General features: G+C 71.9%; 19 protein-coding genes and 1 tRNA gene. 15 read left to right on the forward strand and 5 right to left on the reverse strand.

The features are described from left to right. Window positions 1-118 precede the first annotated feature (118 nt). Window positions 119-667, reverse strand: coding sequence for a copper chaperone PCu(A)C (locus tag ACIHCX_RS31245; RefSeq protein ID WP_400035414.1), 549 nt, complete (start codon window positions 665-667; stop codon window positions 119-121). A gap of 691 nt (window positions 668-1,358) precedes the next feature. Here ACIHCX_RS31245 and ACIHCX_RS31250 point away from each other — a divergent pair. The 7 genes from ACIHCX_RS31250 to ACIHCX_RS31280 all read left to right on the forward strand — a co-directional run bounded on the left by ACIHCX_RS31250 (window position 1,359) and on the right by ACIHCX_RS31280 (window position 8,345). Further along, window positions 1,359-1,841: a CarD family transcriptional regulator gene (locus tag ACIHCX_RS31250; RefSeq protein ID WP_003953493.1), complete on the forward strand. Its 483-nt coding sequence runs from the start codon at window positions 1,359-1,361 to the stop codon at window positions 1,839-1,841. 307 nt (window positions 1,842-2,148) lie between these two features. After that, on the forward strand, window positions 2,149-2,913 hold the full coding sequence (gene ispD / locus ACIHCX_RS31255; protein WP_400035416.1) for a 2-C-methyl-D-erythritol 4-phosphate cytidylyltransferase: 765 nt from the start codon (window positions 2,149-2,151) through the stop codon (window positions 2,911-2,913). Continuing rightward, window positions 2,903-3,397, forward strand: a complete 495-nt coding sequence (ispF, locus tag ACIHCX_RS31260) for a 2-C-methyl-D-erythritol 2,4-cyclodiphosphate synthase (RefSeq protein WP_400035418.1) — start codon at window positions 2,903-2,905, stop codon at window positions 3,395-3,397. The genes ispD and ispF overlap by 11 nt, the downstream gene beginning before the upstream one ends. A 90-nt stretch (window positions 3,398-3,487) precedes the next feature. Further along, entirely contained in the window at window positions 3,488-3,892 is a 405-nt protein-coding gene (locus ACIHCX_RS31265) for a PPOX class F420-dependent oxidoreductase (RefSeq protein ID WP_400035420.1), read from the forward strand. 85 nt (window positions 3,893-3,977) lie between these two features. Next, window positions 3,978-5,378, forward strand: coding sequence for a cysteine--tRNA ligase (cysS, locus tag ACIHCX_RS31270; RefSeq protein WP_400035422.1), 1,401 nt, complete (start codon window positions 3,978-3,980; stop codon window positions 5,376-5,378). A gap of 97 nt (window positions 5,379-5,475) precedes the next feature. Continuing rightward, complete coding sequence (gene rlmB, locus ACIHCX_RS31275; RefSeq protein ID WP_400035425.1) at window positions 5,476-6,417, forward strand: 23S rRNA (guanosine(2251)-2'-O)-methyltransferase RlmB; 942 nt, start codon at window positions 5,476-5,478, stop codon at window positions 6,415-6,417. A 149-nt stretch (window positions 6,418-6,566) separates the two neighbouring features. Then, window positions 6,567-8,345 carry a DoxX family protein gene (locus ACIHCX_RS31280; protein WP_400035427.1) on the forward strand — a complete coding sequence of 593 codons (1,779 nt, stop codon included), beginning with the start codon at window positions 6,567-6,569 and terminating at the stop codon, window positions 8,343-8,345. Between the two features lie 45 nt (window positions 8,346-8,390). On the opposite strand, the gene ACIHCX_RS31285 is transcribed toward ACIHCX_RS31280, so the two are convergent. From ACIHCX_RS31285 to msiK, 3 genes are all read right to left on the reverse strand, one after another. Continuing rightward, a complete protein-coding gene (locus ACIHCX_RS31285) occupies window positions 8,391-9,122 on the reverse strand; it encodes an NDP-sugar synthase (protein WP_400035429.1) in 732 nt (243 codons plus the stop codon). 291 nt (window positions 9,123-9,413) lie between these two features. After that, a complete protein-coding gene (locus ACIHCX_RS31290) occupies window positions 9,414-9,869 on the reverse strand; it encodes a hypothetical protein (RefSeq protein ID WP_400035431.1) in 456 nt (151 codons plus the stop codon). A gap of 244 nt (window positions 9,870-10,113) precedes the next feature. Next, window positions 10,114-11,250: a diacetylchitobiose ABC transporter ATP-binding protein MsiK gene (gene msiK / locus ACIHCX_RS31295; RefSeq protein WP_400035433.1), complete on the reverse strand. Its 1,137-nt coding sequence runs from the start codon at window positions 11,248-11,250 to the stop codon at window positions 10,114-10,116. Window positions 11,251-11,483: 233 nt separating this feature from the next. On the opposite strand from msiK, the gene ACIHCX_RS31300 reads away from it, so the two are divergent. Continuing rightward, window positions 11,484-11,561: transfer RNA gene (locus ACIHCX_RS31300), tRNA-Thr, on the forward strand. 50 nt (window positions 11,562-11,611) lie between these two features. On the opposite strand, the gene ACIHCX_RS31305 is transcribed toward ACIHCX_RS31300, so the two are convergent. Continuing rightward, window positions 11,612-13,258 (reverse strand): FAD-dependent oxidoreductase, encoded by a 1,647-nt coding sequence (locus ACIHCX_RS31305; RefSeq protein ID WP_400035435.1) that lies wholly within the window; start codon window positions 13,256-13,258, stop codon window positions 11,612-11,614. A 240-nt stretch (window positions 13,259-13,498) separates the two neighbouring features. Between ACIHCX_RS31305 and ACIHCX_RS31310 the strand changes: the two genes are divergently transcribed. The 7 genes from ACIHCX_RS31310 to ACIHCX_RS31340 are packed head-to-tail and all read left to right on the forward strand — an operon-like array spanning window position 13,499 to window position 18,762. Then, window positions 13,499-14,641, forward strand: coding sequence for a SchA/CurD-like domain-containing protein (locus ACIHCX_RS31310; RefSeq protein WP_400035437.1), 1,143 nt, complete (start codon window positions 13,499-13,501; stop codon window positions 14,639-14,641). Window positions 14,642-14,683: 42 nt separating this feature from the next. Next, a complete protein-coding gene (locus ACIHCX_RS31315) occupies window positions 14,684-15,109 on the forward strand; it encodes a cupin domain-containing protein (protein ID WP_400035439.1) in 426 nt (141 codons plus the stop codon). Next, window positions 15,106-16,374, forward strand: a complete 1,269-nt coding sequence (locus ACIHCX_RS31320) for a beta-ketoacyl-[acyl-carrier-protein] synthase family protein (protein ID WP_400035441.1) — start codon at window positions 15,106-15,108, stop codon at window positions 16,372-16,374. The genes ACIHCX_RS31315 and ACIHCX_RS31320 overlap by 4 nt, the downstream gene beginning before the upstream one ends. Then, entirely contained in the window at window positions 16,371-17,621 is a 1,251-nt protein-coding gene (locus ACIHCX_RS31325; RefSeq protein WP_400035443.1) for a ketosynthase chain-length factor, read from the forward strand. The genes ACIHCX_RS31320 and ACIHCX_RS31325 overlap by 4 nt, the downstream gene beginning before the upstream one ends. Before the next feature lie 55 nt (window positions 17,622-17,676). Beyond that, window positions 17,677-17,934 carry an acyl carrier protein gene (locus ACIHCX_RS31330; RefSeq protein WP_400035445.1) on the forward strand — a complete coding sequence of 86 codons (258 nt, stop codon included), beginning with the start codon at window positions 17,677-17,679 and terminating at the stop codon, window positions 17,932-17,934. Window positions 17,935-17,936: 2 nt separating this feature from the next. Further along, complete coding sequence (locus ACIHCX_RS31335; protein ID WP_400035447.1) at window positions 17,937-18,419, forward strand: SRPBCC family protein; 483 nt, start codon at window positions 17,937-17,939, stop codon at window positions 18,417-18,419. 19 nt (window positions 18,420-18,438) lie between these two features. Beyond that, on the forward strand, window positions 18,439-18,762 hold the full coding sequence (locus tag ACIHCX_RS31340) for a TcmI family type II polyketide cyclase (RefSeq protein WP_400035449.1): 324 nt from the start codon (window positions 18,439-18,441) through the stop codon (window positions 18,760-18,762). Window positions 18,763-18,885: the final 123 nt, after the last annotated feature.

Genomic DNA, 18,885 nt, shown 5'->3' on the forward strand with positions numbered 1-18,885 from the left:
GCCGGTGCGGGCCGCGCCGCGCGCACCGTCCGTTGCCCACCCCCCACGTCAAGGGCGGCACCCTCCTGGAGAGGGAGCCGCCCTTGACGTGTCGGTGGTGCTGGTCGCCGAGCGGGTCTCAGTTGCCGGCGGCCGGCTCGCCGGGCGCCGCCGGGATGTTGCTCGGGCCCCACTTGTCGAAGTAGCCCTCGGCCGGGACCACGAAGGGGCGCAGGCTCACGTCACCGGTCTTGCTGAAGGTGAAGGTGACCTTCTGCGCGTTGCCGTCCTTGAGCACCGGGCCGGGGTTGGTCAGCGCGGCGGAGGCGTTGCCCTTGCCGCCGAGGATCACGGAGCCGTGCGCGGGGATGGTCACCTTGCCGCTGCCCTGCGCCGGGGTGATCTGGGCGGAGCCGTCGCCGTCGACGCGGATCGCGTCCAGGGTCTGGTCGGTCGTGCCGCTGTTGAAGAGCGTCGCGATGATCACGGCCGGGCCCTTGGTCTGGACGCCGGGCTGGGTGACGATCACCGCGTTCTGGATCTTGATCGGGCCGACCGTCGTGGCCGCGTTGTCGGGGCGGATCTGGAGCGTCTGGGCGTCGTTGCCGGCGCCGCAAGCGGCGAGCGAGGCGATCGAGAACGCGATGGCGGCGGCGGCAAGGGCGCCGCGTCGAAGGCTGCTGCTCACGGCGGCGGCAACTCCTTTTAACGTGGGCGGAACAGGGCGGCTCCTTTATAAAGCCGTCCTAAGCGTCTGTCAGCGGCCATAGGTTACCGAGCCGTTCCCGCGGGCCTGCACCCGACCCGCCCCCTGGGCCTCCCGCCGCGTCTCGCACCCCCGCGGCGCGGCCGTCCCGGCGTCCGCGAATCCGATCCCGCGGCCGGGTCGGTACGGGTGCCCGCGCATTGGCCGTGCGGTCGTCCGCCTTTCCCATAAGCGCACCCCGCATAGTCCGCTCATACTCCGTCATCGGCCTGCTGGGGATTTCCGGTGAAGGAATGCGCGCCGGGGGCGGGAATTGATCACGGCGGTCCGTCCGGTGGATGGGACGAACGGCGTGATCAATTCCGGATTCGTCTTGGAGGCGGCTCCTAGGCACCGAACGGAGTAGCGGAAGTCGCGCGCTTGGAACCAGACAAAACGGGATGTTCGGCCGTTTGGATGGGGCGCCGGATGTGTGTAACGTACGCGTTTCACCCCGTGTGTAGAGCCCCTCCGACCTGCGAATACCTGCTTCCCCTTGACCCCCGTGACCCTTCCGAAGCACGTCCCTGTCGCTGTTGTCAAGCCCCGAGATATGCTCTGACCTGCGAAAACGCCATTCAGAAGACGCCGTATCCGTGTTACCCTGGATAGCCACGGAAGGGGTACCTGTCACATGACGTTCAAGGTTGGCGACACCGTGGTCTATCCCCATCACGGGGCCGCGCTGATCGAGGCTATCGAAACTCGCCAGATCAAAGGCGTGGACAAGACCTACTTGGTGCTGAAGGTCGCCCAGGGTGACCTGACGGTGCGTGTGCCAGCGGACAATGCGGAGTTCGTCGGCGTGCGTGATGTGGTCGGTCAGGACGGGCTGGACCGGGTGTTCGAGGTCCTGCGTGCTCCGTACGCCGAGGAGCCCACGAACTGGTCGCGTCGCTACAAGGCAAATCTGGAGAAGCTCGCCTCCGGCGATGTCATCAAGGTCGCGGAAGTCGTGCGTGACCTGTGGCGTCGCGAGCGCGAGCGCGGACTCTCCGCCGGTGAGAAGCGCATGCTCGCCAAGGCCCGCCAGATCCTGGTGAGCGAGCTCGCCCTCGCGGAGAACACCAACGAGGACAAGGCCGAGGCCCTGCTCGACGAGGTTCTCGCGTCCTGACGCGAGGCGACCGTCACACCCGCCTCAGTTCAGCACAGAAAATGCCGCGGTGCCCGATGGCGCGTTTCACGTCGCCGGGCGCTGCGGCATGTTCGTACCCGCGCGCGCCCGTGCGGGTGTCCTCCACGCCGTACGTCGGGGAGGGACCCCCGATACTGTGTGCCGGGCCCGCACGTCGGCTCGACCAGGGTCACGGAAGGGTCCGGTCGGGGCCGCGCGTCCGGCACTCCCCCCGCGCTCTGGGAGCAGGGGGGCGCTCCTCCAGGCCATACCCACGCCGGGCCGCCACACAAACCTGACAGGAACCATGTCTGACGATTCGCGTCCCTCACCCACGAGCGGTCGGCCGGGAGCCCTCGTCGCCGCCGTGATTCCGGCCGCCGGCCGGGGCGTACGCCTCGGCCCGGGCGCCCCCAAGGCGCTGCGCACGCTGAACGGCACGCCCATGCTCATCCACGCCGTGCGGGCCCTGGCCGCCTCCAGGGCGGTCGCGCTCGTCGTCGTCGTGGCCCCGCCCGACGGCGCCGCCGAGGTCAAGTCGCTCCTCGACGCGCACGCGCTGCCCGAGCGCGCGGACTTCGTCGTCGTGCCGGGCGGCGAGAGCCGCCAGGAGTCGGTCAGGCTCGGCCTGGACGCGCTGCCGCCGGGCCACGACATCGTCCTCGTGCACGACGCGGCCCGCCCGCTGGTGCCCGTGGACACCGTGGACGCGGTCATCGAGGCCGTGCGGGCCGGGGCGCCCGCCGTCGTGCCGGCGCTGCCGCTCGCCGACACCGTCAAGCAGGTCGAGCCCGCGGCGGTGCCCGGCGGGCCCGAGCCGGTGGTGGCCACGCCCGACCGGTCGCGGCTGCGGGCCGTGCAGACCCCGCAGGGCTTCGACCGGACGACGCTGGTCCGAGCCCACGAGACGGTCACCGACGACGTCACCGACGACGCGAGCATGGTCGAGCAGCTCGGCGAGCAGGTCGTGGCCGTGCCCGGCCACGAGGAGGCCTTCAAGGTCACCCGCCCGCTGGACCTGGTCCTCGCGGAGGCGGTCCTGGCCCGGCGGAGGCTCACCGATGGCTTCTGACGCGCCCCTGCTGCCCCAGGTCGGCATCGGCACCGACATCCACGCCTTCGAGGAGGGCCGCGAGCTGTGGTGCGCGGGCCTGAAGTGGGAGGGCGAGGGCCCGGGCCTTGCCGGGCACTCCGACGCCGACGTCGTCGCGCACGCCGCGTGCAACGCGCTGTTCTCGGCCGCCGGCCTCGGCGACCTCGGTCAGCACTTCGGCACCGGGCGCCCCGAGTGGTCCGGCGCCTCCGGGGTCACCCTGCTGGCGGAGGCCGCGCGGATCGTCCGCGCGGCGGGCTTCCGGATCGGGAACGTCGCGGTGCAGGTCGTCGGCCCCCGGCCGAAGATCGGCAAGCGCCGGGACGAGGCCCAGAAGATCCTGTCCGAGGCGGCCGGAGCGCCGGTCACCGTCTCCGGGGCGACCACCGACGGGCTCGGCTTCCCCGGCCGCGGCGAGGGGCTGATGGCGGTGGCCACGGCGCTCGTGGTGCGAGTGGACTGACGGCGTGCGAGGGTACCCGCGTACGCCCCGACGTGTACGCCCGGCCCCCACGCGGGTACCCACGCGCGATCAGGTTCACGGAGGTCCCCCATGCCCGCCGCCCTGCCCGACCGGCTCAAGTCACTGCTCGACGGTCCCGTCTTCGTCATCCTCGGCACGATCCAGCCCGACGGCAGCCCGCAGCTGTCCCCGGTGTGGGCGAAGCGGGACGGTGACGACGTCCTCGTCTCCACCACGGTCGACCGGCGCAAGAAGAAGAACCTCGACCGCGACGCGCGCGTGAGCGTCGTCGTCCAGGATCCCCGGTCGCCGTACGAGTACGCCGAGATCCGCGGCACCGCCGAGACGACCACCGCGGGCGGCCCACAGCTCATCGACGAGCTGTCCCTGAAGTACACCGGCAAGAAGTACGCCGAGTTCAACCCCTCCTCGGCGCAGGACGCCGAGCGCGTGGTCGTGCGGGTCAGGCCGCACAAGGTCGTCGGGATCCTGTGACCGCGGCCCTCCCGCGCGGCGCACGTGCGGGACCCGTGCCGAAAAGGCAGCCGAGGCACTGCGCGCCGCCCACTACCCTGTAGGCGTGACTATTCGCCTGTACGACACCAGTGCCCGGCAGATCCGTGACTTCACCCCGCTCGAGCCGGGTTGCGTCTCGATCTACCTGTGCGGCGCCACCGTGCAGGCAGCCCCGCACATCGGGCACATCCGCTCGGGGCTGAACTTCGACATCATGCGCCGCTGGTTCGCCTACCGCGGCTACGAGGTGACGTTCATCCGCAACGTCACCGACATCGACGACAAGATCATCGCCAAGGAGCGCGAGCAGCACCGCCCGTGGTGGGCGATCGGCTACGCCAACGAGCGCGCGTTCGACGACGGCTACACCGCGCTCGGCTGCCTGCCGCCCACCTACGAGCCCCGTGCCACCGGCCATGTGCCGGAGATGATCGAGATGATGCGGGGGCTCATCGAGCGCGGTCACGCCTACGCCGCCGACGGCAACGTCTACTTCGACGTGCGCTCCTTCCCCGGCTACCTGGAGCTGTCGCGGCAGGAGCTGGACAACCTGCTCCAGCCCTCCGGCGAGGGCGAGACCGGCAAGCGCGACCCGCGCGACTTCGCCATGTGGAAGGCGGCCAAGCCGGGCGAGCCGACCTGGGACACCCCGTGGGGTCCCGGCCGTCCGGGCTGGCACCTGGAGTGCTCGGCGATGGCGCACAAGTACCTCGGCAGCGCCTTCGACATCCACGGCGGCGGTCTCGACCTGATCTTCCCGCACCACGAGAACGAGATCGCCCAGGCCAAGGCCTACGGCGACGAGTTCGCCCGGTACTGGGTGCACAACGCCTGGGTGACCATGGCCGGCGACAAGATGTCCAAGTCGCTGGGCAACAGCGTGCTGGTCTCCGAGATGGTCAGGCAGTGGCGGCCCATCGTGCTGCGGTACTACCTGGGCACCCCGCACTACCGCTCGATGATCGAGTACAGCGAGGAGGCGCTGCGCGAGGCCGAGTCCGCGTTCGCCCGCATCGAGGGCTTCATCCAGCGCGTGATGGAGAAGGCCGGCCCGGTCGAGCCGGCCGAGCAGGTGCCGCCCGCGTTCGCCGAGGCGATGGACGACGACCTGGGCGTGCCGCAGGCGCTCGCGGTGGTGCACACCACCGTCCGCCAGGGCAACAGCGCGCTCGCCGCGGACGACAAGGAGGCCGCCGTGGCCCGGCTCGCCGAGGTGCGCGCCATGCTCGGCGTCCTCGGCCTCGACCCGCTGGACCCGCACTGGGCCGGAGGGAGCGAGCAGCGCGGCGAGGACCTGCACGGCGTGGTCGACACCCTGGTCCGCATGGTCCTCGACCAGCGCGAGGCGGCCCGCGCCCGCAAGGACTGGGCGAGTGCCGACGCCCTGCGCGACCAGCTGAACCAGTCGGGCCTGGTCATCGAGGACAGCCCGCAGGGACCGCGCTGGAGCCTGGGCGCGCGCTGAGCCCGCCCACCAGCACGGAAGATCGATTGTGCCGCCCGGCCTCCCGGGCGGCACACTGCATAGACGTACGTACGACGCTTCAACAGACAGGTAGGTCATGGCCGGGAACAACCGCCGCATGTCCGGCAAGAAGGGCGCGCAGGTCGGCAGTGGCGGCCAGCGGCGCCGGGGGCTCGAGGGCAAGGGGCCGACGCCCCCCGCCGAGATGCGCAAGGGGCACGCCAAGCAGCGCGCCGCCCAGGCGAAGGTGCGCCGTGCCCAGGGCCGTCCGCAGCAGCGGCGCGGCTCGGGCCGGTCGGCCTCCGAGCTCGTCGTCGGCCGCAACCCGGTCGTCGAGGCGCTGCGCGAGGGCGTGCCCGCCACCACGCTCTACGTCCAGCAGTTCATCGACAACGACGAGCGGGTCCGTGAGGCGCTCCAGCTCGCGGCCGAGCGCGGCGGGATCAACCTCATGGAGGCCCCGCGCCCCGAGCTCGACCGGATGACGAACGGGCTCAACCACCAGGGTCTGGTCCTCCAGGTGCCGCCGTACGAGTACGCGCACCCCGAGGACCTCGCCGACGCCGCCTACGACGAGGGCGAGGACCCGCTGATCGTCGCCCTCGACGGGGTCACCGACCCGCGCAACCTCGGCGCGGTCGTCCGCTCCGTCTCCGCCTTCGGCGGGCACGGCGTGGTCGTCCCGGAGCGGCGCGCGGCCGGGATGACCGCGGGCGCCTGGAAGACCTCGGCCGGCGCGGCCGCCCGTACGCCGGTGGCCCGCGCCACCAACCTGACCCGGGCCCTGGAGACGTATCAGAAGGCGGGCATCACGGTGGTCGGCCTCGCGGCGGACGGCGAGGCGGAACTCGGCGACCTGGAGGCCCTGGAGGGTCCCGTCGTCATCGTCGTCGGCAGCGAGGGCAAGGGCCTGTCCCGGCTGGTCGGCGAGACCTGCGACCTGCGGGTGCGGATCCCGATGCCGGGTGGCGCGGAGTCGCTGAACGCCGGTGTCGCGGCCGGGATCGTGCTCTACGAGGCGGCGCGCAGGCGCGCCTGACCGGTCGTCCGAAGCCGGGCGCGGGTGGTCGAACGGTCGTCCGTTCGGTCATCCGCCCGGGTGAAACCGGGCGATCCGCACAACCTTGACGCGGTCCGGACAGATCCGACGCGTCACGGCAGTGTCCTAACTCCTCGTCACTCGGTTAGATGAGTGTGGACACCAGAACACCCCGCACACCCACGGGGGACCGCTCGTCGGGGTACGACGACGCTCCCGCGCTGAGCATGGTGAAGGTGCCGAGCGATCCGGCGCAGGTCATCGTCAACCACGCGAGTTTCCGCGTGCAGTTGGGCGCCACCTCGCGGCGCGCCCCGTCCCGGCGGATCGCCCGGCACCCCGGCGGCACCGAGTACACCGGCGGCGTGCCCTTCGCCGCGGGGCGGGCCGGGACCGCGACCCACCGCCGCCCGGTCGTCTGGAGCGGCCGGTCCTCCCCGGACGACACCGGCGCCCACCGCCTGCTCCAGGCCGTGCGGAGCGGAAGCGCGGGGTACGTCGACGAGTCGTCCGTGAACGCCGGGGCCACGCAGTTCATCCCGCGCGTCGGCGGCATGCCGGGCCACGACCCCTACGACCTGGAGCAGACGGTCGAGACCCCCGTCGTCGGCGCCCAGCGCACGCCCCGGCCCGGCGAGACCCGGCTGCTGCCGCACATGCGGACCCCGGGCAGTGCCTACGAGGAGACCGCCCACGGCGGCGCCGGGTACGGCCAGAGCGGGTACGGCACCTCGGCGTACGGCCAACCGCGCTACGACGACGGCGGCTTCGCGGACGACACGTACGGCGGGTACGACGAGCACGACGAGTACGGCGTGCAGGACGAGTACGGCGAGCCGGAGGGGCACCGGCAGGGCAGGCGCCACGCCGACGACCCGTCCCGGCACGCGTACTACCCGGGCCGGCGCATGAACCTCGGCGTCGTGCTGCTCCCGCTGCGCATCTTCCTCGGGTTCATCTCCCTCTACGCCGGCATGGGCAAGCTGTGCGACCCGCTCTACTTCGACGGCGGCAAGCGCGGCTCCATGGTCAAGTGGCTCAACACCCTGCACCCCTGGGAAGTCGCCGAGCCGCTGCGCCAGTTCGCGCTTCAGCACCCCGTCGGCTCCGGGCTCGTCATCGCCTTCCTCCAGGTCATCGTGGGCATCCTCACGGTCCTGGGCTGCTGGCAGCGGGTCGCCGCGGCGATGGGCGCGCTGCTGTCGGCCGCGCTGATCGTGACGGTCAGCTGGAAGACCGCGCCCGTCTACGACGCGCCGGACATCATCTACCTCGCGGCCTGGTCCCCGCTGGTCATCGCCGGCGCGCCCGTGTACTCCGTGGACGGGCGCCTGGCCGCCTCCGCCTGGCGCCGGCTCGGACCGCGCTCCGACATCTGGGAGCTGCGCCGGTTCGTGCTGCGCCGTGGCGCGCTGGTCACGGTGGTCGTCACCGGTCTGATGCTGCTCGTCGGCTCGCTGCTGGGCGGCGCCGTCCGCGACGCCGGCCGGGTGGTCGTGCCCGGGCCGGGCGAGGCCCCGCGCAACGAGCTGCCCGGTTCGCCGTTGCCGAAGGAGTCGGGCGAGCGGCAGCAGCAGCCGCCGTCGGCGTCGACCTCGCCGGCCACCCGGCAGGGCTCCTCGGCGAGTCCGTCCTCCAGGCCCGCGAGCACGCCGGGCGCGGACCGCGAGGCGTCCCGTGAGAGCGGTACCGCGACCGGCGGCGTGCCCAGTGAGACCCAGGGCACCGGCCAGACCCCGCCGCGGTACTCCGCCCCGGCGCAGCAGGCGCCCAGCACCAGCTCGGGTCCGACCTCCGGCGGTACCGCGACCGGCGGCAGCACCGGATCGACCGGTGGCTCAGGGGGGCCCGGTTCCAGCAGCGGCGGTTCCAGCGGCGGCGGCTCGTCCTCGGGCGAGCCCGGGCTGGTCGGCGGACTGCTGGGATAGCAGCCCTGCCCCCCGCAGCGCCGCACGGGGTGCGGCGCTGCGGGTTCACCTCCCCAGCGTCGCCAGCTCCTTCGCGGCCTCCGTGAGGTCCTTCGCGGTGTCGATGGCACGCCAGTAGGCGCCCTGCGGGATCGGGAAGCCGGCGAGCCTGCGTTCGCGGGCGAGGTGCGGGAAGGTGGTGCGCTCGTGGTCGCCGCGCTCCGGGAGGAGGGCGGCGAACTCGGGTGAGAACACGTAGACGCCCGCGTTGATCTCGAAGGTCGAGGGCGGGGCCTCGATGAAGTCCGTGATGTGACCGAAGCCGTCCGTCCGCACGGCGCCCCAGGGGATCCGCGGGCGGGCCAGCGCGAGCGTGGCGACCGCGTCGCGCTCGGTGTGGAAGTCCGCCATGTCGCGCAGGGAGAACCGGGTCCAGATGTCGCCGTTGGTGGCGTACCAGGGCTGGTCCGGGTGGGGTAGCTGGGCGGCGGCGAACTTCAGGCCGCCGCCGCGGCCGAGGGGCTCCGGTTCCACGACGGTGCAGACGCGGAGCGGCAGGTCCGCCGACTTCAGCCAGTTCTGGAGCACGTCGGCGAGGTGACCGCAGGACACCACCACGTCCGTCACACCCTCCTCGGCCAGCCAGGCGAGCTGGTGGCCGATGATCGGGGTGCCCGTGCCGGGGATCTCGACCATCGGCTTGGGCCGGTCGTCGGTGTAGGGCCGCAGCCGGGAGCCCTGGCCTCCGGCCAGGACGACGGCTTGGGTGGGGCGGGTCGCGGTGTTCGGATGGGTCATGCCCGCACTGTACGTCCCGCACTTCGATCTCCGGCCGCCACCAAGGAATTCCCTGCCCACGGCCACCGGCCACCGGCTCCCCGCCGTCCCGGGTCCTCCGGGCACGGCATGCGGTCGGCCCTTCGGACGGGGCACGCGGCTGGCCGGGGGTGGGCCGACCCGGCGGGCCCGGGGGCGCCGCAGGACGTTCTGTGGGCCCGTCCGGCCGTACGGAGGGCGGGCCCCCGCGCTGTGGGGTGGCCCGCCCTGGCCCTGAAGGCTTCGCTCGGTCGGCCGGAGGGCCGTGGGGCGTCAGGTGTGGGTGGACTGGATGCCGGAGGCGAAGGAGGTGTCGCAGACCGGGCGGGCGTAGGACTGGGCGCGGGTGGGGCCGTAGATGTGGACGGCGGCGCGGCCCAGGGTGCGGGCGATGGAGGAGCAGTGCCTGGCCAGTGACGGGCGGCCGTTCACCGCCTCCTGGAGGTGGGTGAGGACCACGCCCGGGTTCTTGTCCTGCAACTCGGTCAGCAACTGGTCGCGCAGCACGTCCTGCGGGGCGCGGGAGCGGGACTTCGCCGGGGCGCCGACGGCCACCGCGTCCGACGCGGTGAGGACCGAGTTCGCGGGGCTCCCCGACCAGTTGACCCGGGTGACCGCGAGGGTTCCGGAGAGCACCAGGACGACGGGCAGGACGAGGGCGAGGGAGCGGCCGATCCGGCGGGCGGGGCCCGGGCCGCGTCGCGTGGGGTGGTTGGTGGAGTGCTTCACGCGAGCGAGGGTAGCGCTCGGTGATGATTTGGCGACATTTAGTCACCCCTTCGGGGGATGGCCGGACGCTCCCTTCCGGGTGAGGTGTTGACGTACATCGCTCGAAATGTCCGGTGCGCGGGGGTGGTTCGCCGGCATGGAGAAGGGCCCCGTGGCCAGGTCACGGGGCCCTTCTCGTCAACTCGGGTGAATCCCCCGAGGGGTGTCCCGAGGTTTCAGCCGTAAGGTGTCAGCCGTGGACGCGTCAGTCCGACAGGCGCTCGCCCGTCGAGGTCGAGAAGACGTGCGTCTCGCCCGGCCGCGGCACGACGTGCACCGTGGAGCCCTTCTCCGGGACGGAGCGGCTGCTGACGCGGACGACGAGGTCCTTCTGCTCGCCGCCGACCTCGACCGAGCCGTAGACGTACCCGTCGGCGCCCGTCTCCTCCACCACGTTCACGGAGACGGCGAGGCCGGCCGGAGCGTCCTCGGCGTCCTTCGACAGCGAGGCCGCCGCGCCGCCGCCCAGCTCGACCACGTCGAAGTGCTCGGGGCGCACGCCCACCGTCACCGTGCGGTCGCCCTTGTCCGAGGCGGCCTTGAGGGCCTCGCGGCTGACCGGCACCACGCTGTTGCCGAACTTCACGCCGCCGTCAGTGATCGGCACCTCGATGAGGTTCATCGCGGGCGAGCCGATGAAGCCGGCGACGAACAGGTTCGCGGGCTTGTCGTACATGTTGCGCGGCGAGTCGACCTGCTGGAGCAGACCGTCCTTGAGCACCGCCACGCGGTCACCCATGGTCATGGCCTCGACCTGGTCGTGGGTGACGTAGACGGTGGTGATGCCGAGCCGGCGCTGGAGCGAGGCGATCTGCGTACGGGTGCTCACCCGGAGCTTGGCGTCCAGGTTGGACAGCGGCTCGTCCATGAGGAACACCTGCGGCTCGCGCACGATCGCGCGGCCCATGGCGACACGCTGGCGCTGACCGCCGGAGAGCGCCTTCGGCTTGCGGTCCAGGTACTCGGTCAGGTCGAGGATCTTCGCGGCCTCCTCGACCTTCTTGCGGATCTCCGCCTTGTTGACGCCGGCGATCTTGAGCGCGAAGCCCATGTTGTCGGCGACCGACATGTGCGGGTACAGCGCGTAGTTCTGGAACACCATGGCGATGTCCCGGTCCTTCGGCGGCAGGTGGGTGACGTCGCGGTCACCGATCCGGATGGCGCCGCCGTTGACGTCCTCCAGGCCCGCGAGCATCCGCAGGGAGGTGGACTTGCCGCAACCGGACGGGCCGACCAGGACGAGGAACTCCCCGTCCGCGATGTCGATCTCGAGTGCGTCGACGGCGGGCTTGTCGGAACCCGGGTAGATCCGGGTCGCCTTGTCGAACTGGACAGTGGCCATGGCGAATGGGCCCCCTTCTACCGGCAGGAACGTGCCGGACGATCCGTTGTAGGAAGGTGGTTGCCACTACGGGTGATTCCGTTGTGGTGGTGTAGTCCACAAGGGTGAACTGGCACAGGACGGTACCTGGCGTTCACCTGGTCTGTCAGCACTTGAGGCCGAGTGAACTTCACGGAAATTCCTGCCGGGCCGCTGTGGGGACCTGGGTACACTGCACGGACACACCCATACAGGCCTCCTTAGCTCAGCTGGTCCAGAGCGGCTGTCTTGTAAACAGCAGGTCGTCGGTTCGAATCCGACAGGGGGCTCCACAAAGGCCAGGTCAGACGCTTCTGACCTGGCCTTTTCTCGTTCTCGCAGGTCAGGCTGTGCTGAGCACGGTCCGTACGACCTGACGCAGCGTCGCCTCCGCGTCCGGCGAGGCCCCCGCCGACCGCCACGCCACGAACCCGTCCGGGCGGACCAGCACCGCCCCGTCGGCCGTCGTTCCGTGGGCCCGCGCCCAGTCGGGTGCCGCCGCGACCCCGCCGTCGCGTGGGTCGTGGGCGAGCTCGGCGCCGACGCGGTACGAGTCCAGGCGTACGCCGTCACTCTCGGCGACGCGCCGGGCCGCCGTGTGCCAGCCGGCCGTCGACCGGGCGTCGCTCAGCAGCACCAGGGAGCGCTCGTACAGGTCGAGCGTCGAGATCCGCTCCTCGCCGCGGCGCAGCCACAGGTGGGGCGCCCGGCTGCCCGGCTCGCCGGTCAGGCGCATCGCCTCGGGCACGACCTCCTGGACCGGGTCGGCGCCCACGACGGCGCCCTGCGGGTAGCGGTAGCCGAGGACGACGTTGAGGATGCCGCCGCGCCGGCCGCCGCCGACGCCCGGGGCCGGGGCGAAGCCGGGGTGGCTGTGCTCGACGGAGCGGGCGGAGGCGCGGGCGCTGGTCGCCGCGGCGACGGGGCGGCGCTCGGTGTCGTAGGTCTCCAGGAGGCCCGGGCCGGCCCAGCCGCCGAGCACGGCGGCCAGCTTCCAGACCAGGTTGTGCGCGTCCTGGATGCCGGTGTTGGAGCCGAAGGCGCCGGTGGGGGACATCTCGTGCGCACTGTCCCCGGCGAGGAACACCCGTCCGGCCGCGTACCGGTCCGCGACCCGTTCGGCGGCACGCCAGGACGCCTTGCCGGTGATCTCCACGTCCAGGTCGAAGATCCCGGTCGCGCGGCGGATGTGCCGCTGGAGCCGGTCCTCGGTGAACTCCTCCAGCTTCTCGCCGCGCTCCGGGTGCCAGGGCGCGTGGAAGACCCAGTGCTCCTGGTTGTCGATGGGCAGCAGGGCCCCGTCGGCGTCCTGGTCGGTGAGGTAGCAGCAGATGAAGCGGCGTTCGCCCACCACCTCGGCGAGCAGCTTGGAGCGGAAGGTGACGCTGACGTTGGCGAACAGGTCGCCCGGCCCGCTGTGCCCGATGCCGAGGCGGCGCCGGACGGGGCTGCGCGGGCCGTCGGCGGCGACCAGGTAGTCGGCGCGGACGGTGTACCGCTCGTCGGTGCCCCGGTCCCGGACCACCGCGGTCACGCCTTCGCCGTCCTGCTCGAAGGACTCCAGCTCGTGGGAGTAGCGCAGGTCGCCGCCGAGTCGGCGGGCGCCCTTCAGCAGTTCGGGCTCCAGGTCGTTCTGGCTGCACAGGCACCAGGTGGCGGGGCTGAACCTGGCGAGGTCGCCGCCCGGGTCGATGTGCCGGAACAGCCACTCGCCCGCCTCGCCGGCCAGGGTCGGCGTCTGGAGGATGCCGTGGTTGCCGGCGAGCAGTGAAGCCGCGGTCCTGATGTCCCGTTCGACGCCGGCCACCCGGAACAGCTCCATGGTACGCACGTTGTTGCCCCGCCCGCGGGGGTGGATGGAGGTGCCGGAGTGCCGTTCGACCAGCATGTGCGGTACGCCGTGGCGGCCCAGGAACAGGGAGGTGGACAGACCCACCAGGGAGCCGCCCACGACGAGGACGGGTACCCGGTGGTCGGCTTCTCGGCGCATCGGTGCCTCCAGGGGCGAGGGGGGCGGGTGCGGGGGTGCGGGCGCATCTGAATGTCCATGCCCTCCCGGAGGCCGTCATGCGTACATCCGCGGCATCAATCACCCGTGTGATCACCCGCGTGGTGCACACGAGTCGCGCACCGATCGGGCACGGCACAGGATCGAGATCACGCTGACGTCGCGTCACTCGCGGCCGGCGTTTCCTCTGCCCCGCCAAGCCCGCCAAGGAGACGTACGCAGATGACCGCCATTTCTGAGCGAGTTTCAGAACCGACCGAGCAGCAGGCCGTGAAACGTGTCTCCCAGTCCGTCTTCGACGGCTCCCGGCTCCGGGTCGTCCTGCTGGTGGACGTCTACGACGGCGCCCAGCAGCAGTTCCTGGAGGCGTACGAGGAGATGTACAAGCAGGTCGCGTCGGTCCCCGGGCACGTCAGCGACCAGTTGTGCCAGTCCATCGAGAACCCTTCCCAGTGGCTGATCACCAGCGAGTGGGAGAGCGCCCCGCCGTTCCTCGCCTGGGTGAACAGCGAGGAGCACGTACGGATGGTGCAGCCGATGCACAGCTGCATCCGGGACACCCGTTCGCTGCGCTTCCACATCGTCCGCGAGACCGGCCACACGGAGGCGGGCGCGCCGTCCGCCGAGCGGCGGCTCCAGGACTCGCCGCGGATCGGGGACGGGGTGATCCGGCACGCGCTGACCTTCACGGTGAAGCCGGGCAGCGAGCAGAAGGTGGCCCAGATCCTGGCCGGATACGAATCGCCCGAGGCGCAGGTGGACGGTGCCACCCGGCTGTGCCGCACCTCCCTGTTCATGCACGGCAACCGGGTCGTGCGGGCCATCGAGGTGCGCGGCGACCTGCTCGCGGCGCTGCGGCACGTGGCCCGGCAGCCGCAGATCCGGAAGGTCGAGGAGGCCATCAACCCCTACCTGGAGGAGGACCGCGACCTCGACGACCAGGAGTCCGCACGCGTGTTCTTCACCCGGGCGGCACTGCCCGCGGTGCACCACGTGACGGCCGACCAGGAGAGCCCGGAGGCGGAGCGGCACGCGCTGTGCTACCCGGCGCGGCCGGGCCTGGGCATGAAGCTGGCGGAGCTGCTGTCCCAGCAGGACGAGCGGGCCGCGGAGGACCCGCGCAGCCCGGTGCTGCGCAGCACGGTCTTCGAGCGGGACGACGTCGTCGTCCGGCTGATCGACATCCGTGGCGGCCTGGACGCCGACCCGGTCGCCGCGCTGGGTCTCGCGGACCCCGCGAAGGTGCCGGAGCTGACCACCCTGCTCGACGAGGGTGCCGGCCCGAAGGACGGCGACCTGGCCCGTCTGCTCACCCTCGCCTGTATGGAGCTCATCACCGACCGCCGGTCCGCGCCGGACGCCTGACCGCATCCCGAAGCGGACGTATCACACCACCGGAGGAACGACGTGATCAAACCCAGGCCCAGGATCGTGGAGCTCTGCGACACCGAACCCAACACGAAGCGCGGAGGCGATCTGCGCGCCATGCTCACCCCGGCCACGGTCGGTTCCACCAGCGGCTTCATGGGCGTGGCCATCGTGCAGCCCGGCGACCGCATCGGCGAGCACTACCACCCGTACTCCGAGGAGTTCGTGTACGTCGTCTGCGGGGAGCTCGAGGTGGACCTGGACGGCGAGCCGCACCCGCTCAGGCCGGAGCAGGGTCTGATGATCCCCGCCTACATGCGCCACCGCTTCCGCAACGTGGGCGACGTGGAGGCGCGGATCGTCTTCCACCTGGGACCGCTCGCCCCGCGCCCGCAGCTCGGCCACGTCGACACGGAGGGCGCCGAGTCGGCCCCGCCGGCCGGCGTGGCAGAGGTCCGATCATGACCAGGCGGGTGGCGGTCACCGGCATAGGCATCGTGGCGCCGGGCGGTATCGGCGCCTCCGCGTTCTGGGACCTGCTGACGAACGGGCGCACCGCGACGCGGGGCATCACGTTCTTCGACCCGTCAGGGCTGCGGTCCCGGATCGCGGCCGAGTGCGACTTCGATCCGGCGGCCTCGGGTCTGGATGAGGAGCAGATCGCGCGCTGCGACCGCTACATCCAGTTCGCGCTGGCCGCCGGTCAGGAGGCGGTCGCGGACTCGGGACTCGACCTCGCCGGGGAGAACCCCTGGCGGGTCGGGGTCTCGCTGGGCACCGCGGTCGGCGGCACCACGCGGCTGGAGAACGACTACGTCCTGGTCAGCCACCACGGCGACCGCTGGGACGTGGACCACGAGCGGGCCCGGCCGCATCTGGAGCGGGCCTTCACACCGAGCACGCTGGCCTCCACGGTGGCCGAGCGGTTCGGGGCCCGCGGGCCGGTGCAGACCGTCTCCACGGGCTGCACCTCCGGGCTCGACGCGGTCGGCTACGCGCTGCACACCGTGGAGGAGGGGAGGGCGGACATCTGCATAGCCGGGGCGTCGGACTCGCCGATATCACCGATCACCATGGCGTGCTTCGACGCGATCAAGGCCACGTCGCCGAACAACGACGACCCCGCCCACGCCTCCCGCCCCTTCGACAACGACCGTGACGGGTTCGTCATGGGAGAGGGCGGGGCGGTGCTCGTCCTGGAGGAGCTGGAGCACGCCAGGGCCCGCGGCGCCCACGTGTACTGCGAGCTGAGCGGCTACGCCACGTTCGGCAACGCCTACCACATGACCGGACTGACCAGCGAGGGCCTGGAGATGGCGCGAGCGATAGAGACCGCGCTGGACCACGCCCGCCTGGACGGCTCCGCGATCGACTACGTCAACGCGCACGGCTCCGGCACCCGGCAGAACGACCGGCACGAGACGGCCGCGGTGAAGCGGGCGCTGGGCCACCACGCCTACGACACCCCGATGAGCTCCATCAAGTCGATGGTGGGCCACTCGCTGGGGGCGATCGGGGCGATCGAGGTGGTGGCCTGCGTGCTGGCGCTGGCCCACCAGGCGGTCCCGCCGACCGCCAACTACCAGACCCCCGACCCCGAGTGCGACCTGGACTACGTCCCGCGGGTCGCCCGCGAGCGGAAGCTGGACAGCGTGCTCTCCGTGGGCAGCGGCTTCGGCGGCTTCCAGTCCGCGGTGATCCTGACCCGGCAGAGGGAGAGGACACGATGAGCGCACCGCGCAAGCGGCGGGCCGCCGTCACCGGCATCGGTGTCGTCGCGCCCGGCGGCACGAGCACCGAGACCTTCTGGAAGTCCACCCAGGAGGGCGCGAGCCTCCTGGACCGCGTGACGCGTGAGGGCTGCGAGCACCTGCCGCTGAAGGTGGCCGGCGAGGTGCGGGCCTTCGAACCCTCGGCGGCGGTGGAGGAGCGCTATCTCGTCCAGACCGACCGCTTCACGCACTTCGCGATGGCCGCGGCCGACGCGGCCCTTCAGGACGCCCGGCTGGGTCGGGCCGACACCGACGCGGCCCCGTTCTGCGCGGGCGTGGTCACCGCGGCCGGGTCCGGCGGCGGCGAGTTCGGCCAGCGGGAACTTCAGAAGCTGTGGAGCAAGGGCAGCCGCTATGTCGGCCCGTGGCAGTCCATCGCCTGGTTCTACGCGGCCAGCACGGGCCAGATCTCCATCCGGCGCGGCTTCAAGGGCCCCTGTTCGGTGGTCGCCGCCGACGAGGCGGGCGGTCTGGACGCCCTGGCGCACGCGGCACGGGCGGTCGAGCGCGGCACCGACCTGATCGTGGCCGGTTCGACGGAGGCGCCGCTGGCCCCGTACTCGATGGTCTGCCAGCTCGGTTACCGGGAGCTGAGCCCGGTGGCCGACCCGGAGCGCGCCTACCGCCCGTTCACCGAGGACGCCTGCGGGTTCGTGCCGGCCGAGGGCGGCGCGATGCTCACCGTGGAGGCGGCCGAGTCGGCGCGGGAGCGGGGCGTGCCCGTACGGGCCGTCCTGGCCGGGCACGCGTCGACCTTCACCGGCCCCTCCCGCTGGGAGCTGTCCGGACAGGGGCTGGCCGAGGCGATCCGCGGCGCGCTGGCCGACGCCGGGTGCGCACCCGAGGAGGTCGACGTCGTCTTCGCCGACGCCCTCGGCGTCCCCGAGGCGGACCGGGCGGAGGCACGCGCCCTCGCCGACGCGCTCGGCGCGCACGGCCGGCGGGTGCCGGTCACGGCGCCCAAGACCGGCACCGGCCGGGCGTACTGCGCGGCCCCGGTGCTGGACACGGCGGCGGCGGTGCTCGCGATGGAGCACGGCCTGATCCCGCCCACCCCGAACGTCTCCGACATCTGCCATGACCTCGACCTGGTGACCGGTCGTGCCCGTGCCGCCGAGGTGCGCACGGCGCTGGTCCTCAGCCGGGGGCTCATGGGCTCGAACTCGGCGCTGGTGCTGCGGCACGGTGCCGCCGGGGCCTCCTAGCGAGGCAGCCACGACCAACCGGGAGCAACCCGGGAGCAACAAGGAGAGGAACCGCATGAGTGACCGCATCACAGTGGAGGAACTGGCCGAACTCATGAAGAAGGCCGCCGGGATCACCGTCAGCCCGCAGGATCTGGCGGACCGGTCCGAGACCGGATTCGACGAGCTCGGTATCGACTCGCTCGGCCTGCTCGGCATCGTGGGCGAACTGGAGAACCGGCACGGCATGCCGATGCCCGCCGACGCGGAGCGCTGCAAGACGCCAAGGAAGTTCCTCGACCTCGTCAACAGCACCCTTCTCGCAGGAGCGTAGAAATGGCCGGACACACGGAGAACGAGATCACCATCGCGGCGCCGGTGGACCTCGTCTGGGACATGACCAACGACGTGGCGAACTGGCCGCGGCTGTTCAGCGAGTACGCCTCCGCCGAGATCCTGTCCCAGGAAGGCGACAAGTGCACCTTTCGGCTGACCATGCACCCGGACGAGAACGGCACCGTGTGGAGCTGGGTCTCCGAGCGCGAGCCCGACCGGGCCACGCTCACCGTCAGGGCCCGCCGGGTCGAGACGGGCCCGTTCGACCACATGAACATCCACTGGAGGTACGAGGAGGTCCCCGGGGGCACCCGGATGATCTGGACGCAGGACTTCGCGATGAAGCCGGAGGCGCCGGTCGACGACGACTGGATGACCGACAACATCAACAAGAACTCCAAGGTCCAGATGGCCCTGATCCGCGACAGGATCGAGAAGACCGCCGCCGGGCGCCGGGCCGAGCCGGCCCTGACCACCGACTGAGCCGGACGGAGGAAGCCTCGTGCACCAAGAACTGATCGTCGCCCGGATGGCCCCTGGTTCGGCCCCGGACATCGCCAGGATCTTCGAGGAGTCCGACCGCGGGGAGCTGCCGCACCTGGTCGGCGTCAACCGACGCAGCCTCTACCAGTTCGGCGATGTGTACATGCACCTGATCGATGCGGACCGGGACCCGGGACCCGCCATCGCCAAGGTGGTGGACCACCCCGAGTTCCGGGGCATCAGCGAGCGGCTGTCGGCGTACGTCAGCGCGTACGACCCGCAGACCTGGCGCTCGCCCAAGGACGCGATGGCCCACCGCTTCTACCTGTGGGAGCGTGACTGAGCCGCCGCACTGAGCCAACCTGACGAGCCGTCCGGTCCCTCACGGACGGCCACCGGCCGCCGGGCCCGCTGTGTCGCGGGCCCGGCGGCCGGTGTCCGAGGTGGTCGCGGCGGGGCCGCCGGC

It is taken from the genome of Streptomyces sp. NPDC052043 (assembly GCF_044548235.1).
GTDB lineage: Bacteria > Actinomycetota > Actinomycetes > Streptomycetales > Streptomycetaceae > Streptomyces.

Coding starts and splice junctions, on each gene's coding strand:
- ACIHCX_RS31320 (WP_400035441.1), top strand. CDS start 15,106: ATGACCAGGCGGGTGGCGGTCACCGGCATAGGCATCGTGGCGCCGGGC.
- ACIHCX_RS31310 (WP_400035437.1), top strand. CDS start 13,499: ATGACCGCCATTTCTGAGCGAGTTTCAGAACCGACCGAGCAGCAGGCC.
- rlmB (WP_400035425.1), top strand. CDS start 5,476: ATGGCCGGGAACAACCGCCGCATGTCCGGCAAGAAGGGCGCGCAGGTC.
- ACIHCX_RS31305 (WP_400035435.1), bottom strand. CDS start 13,258: ATGCGCCGAGAAGCCGACCACCGGGTACCCGTCCTCGTCGTGGGCGGC.
- msiK (WP_400035433.1), bottom strand. CDS start 11,250: ATGGCCACTGTCCAGTTCGACAAGGCGACCCGGATCTACCCGGGTTCC.
- ACIHCX_RS31265 (WP_400035420.1), top strand. CDS start 3,488: ATGCCCGCCGCCCTGCCCGACCGGCTCAAGTCACTGCTCGACGGTCCC.
- ispF (WP_400035418.1), top strand. CDS start 2,903: ATGGCTTCTGACGCGCCCCTGCTGCCCCAGGTCGGCATCGGCACCGAC.
- ACIHCX_RS31325 (WP_400035443.1), top strand. CDS start 16,371: ATGAGCGCACCGCGCAAGCGGCGGGCCGCCGTCACCGGCATCGGTGTC.
- ispD (WP_400035416.1), top strand. CDS start 2,149: ATGTCTGACGATTCGCGTCCCTCACCCACGAGCGGTCGGCCGGGAGCC.
- ACIHCX_RS31285 (WP_400035429.1), bottom strand. CDS start 9,122: ATGACCCATCCGAACACCGCGACCCGCCCCACCCAAGCCGTCGTCCTG.
- ACIHCX_RS31330 (WP_400035445.1), top strand. CDS start 17,677: ATGAGTGACCGCATCACAGTGGAGGAACTGGCCGAACTCATGAAGAAG.
- ACIHCX_RS31335 (WP_400035447.1), top strand. CDS start 17,937: ATGGCCGGACACACGGAGAACGAGATCACCATCGCGGCGCCGGTGGAC.
- ACIHCX_RS31250 (WP_003953493.1), top strand. CDS start 1,359: ATGACGTTCAAGGTTGGCGACACCGTGGTCTATCCCCATCACGGGGCC.
- ACIHCX_RS31280 (WP_400035427.1), top strand. CDS start 6,567: ATGAGTGTGGACACCAGAACACCCCGCACACCCACGGGGGACCGCTCG.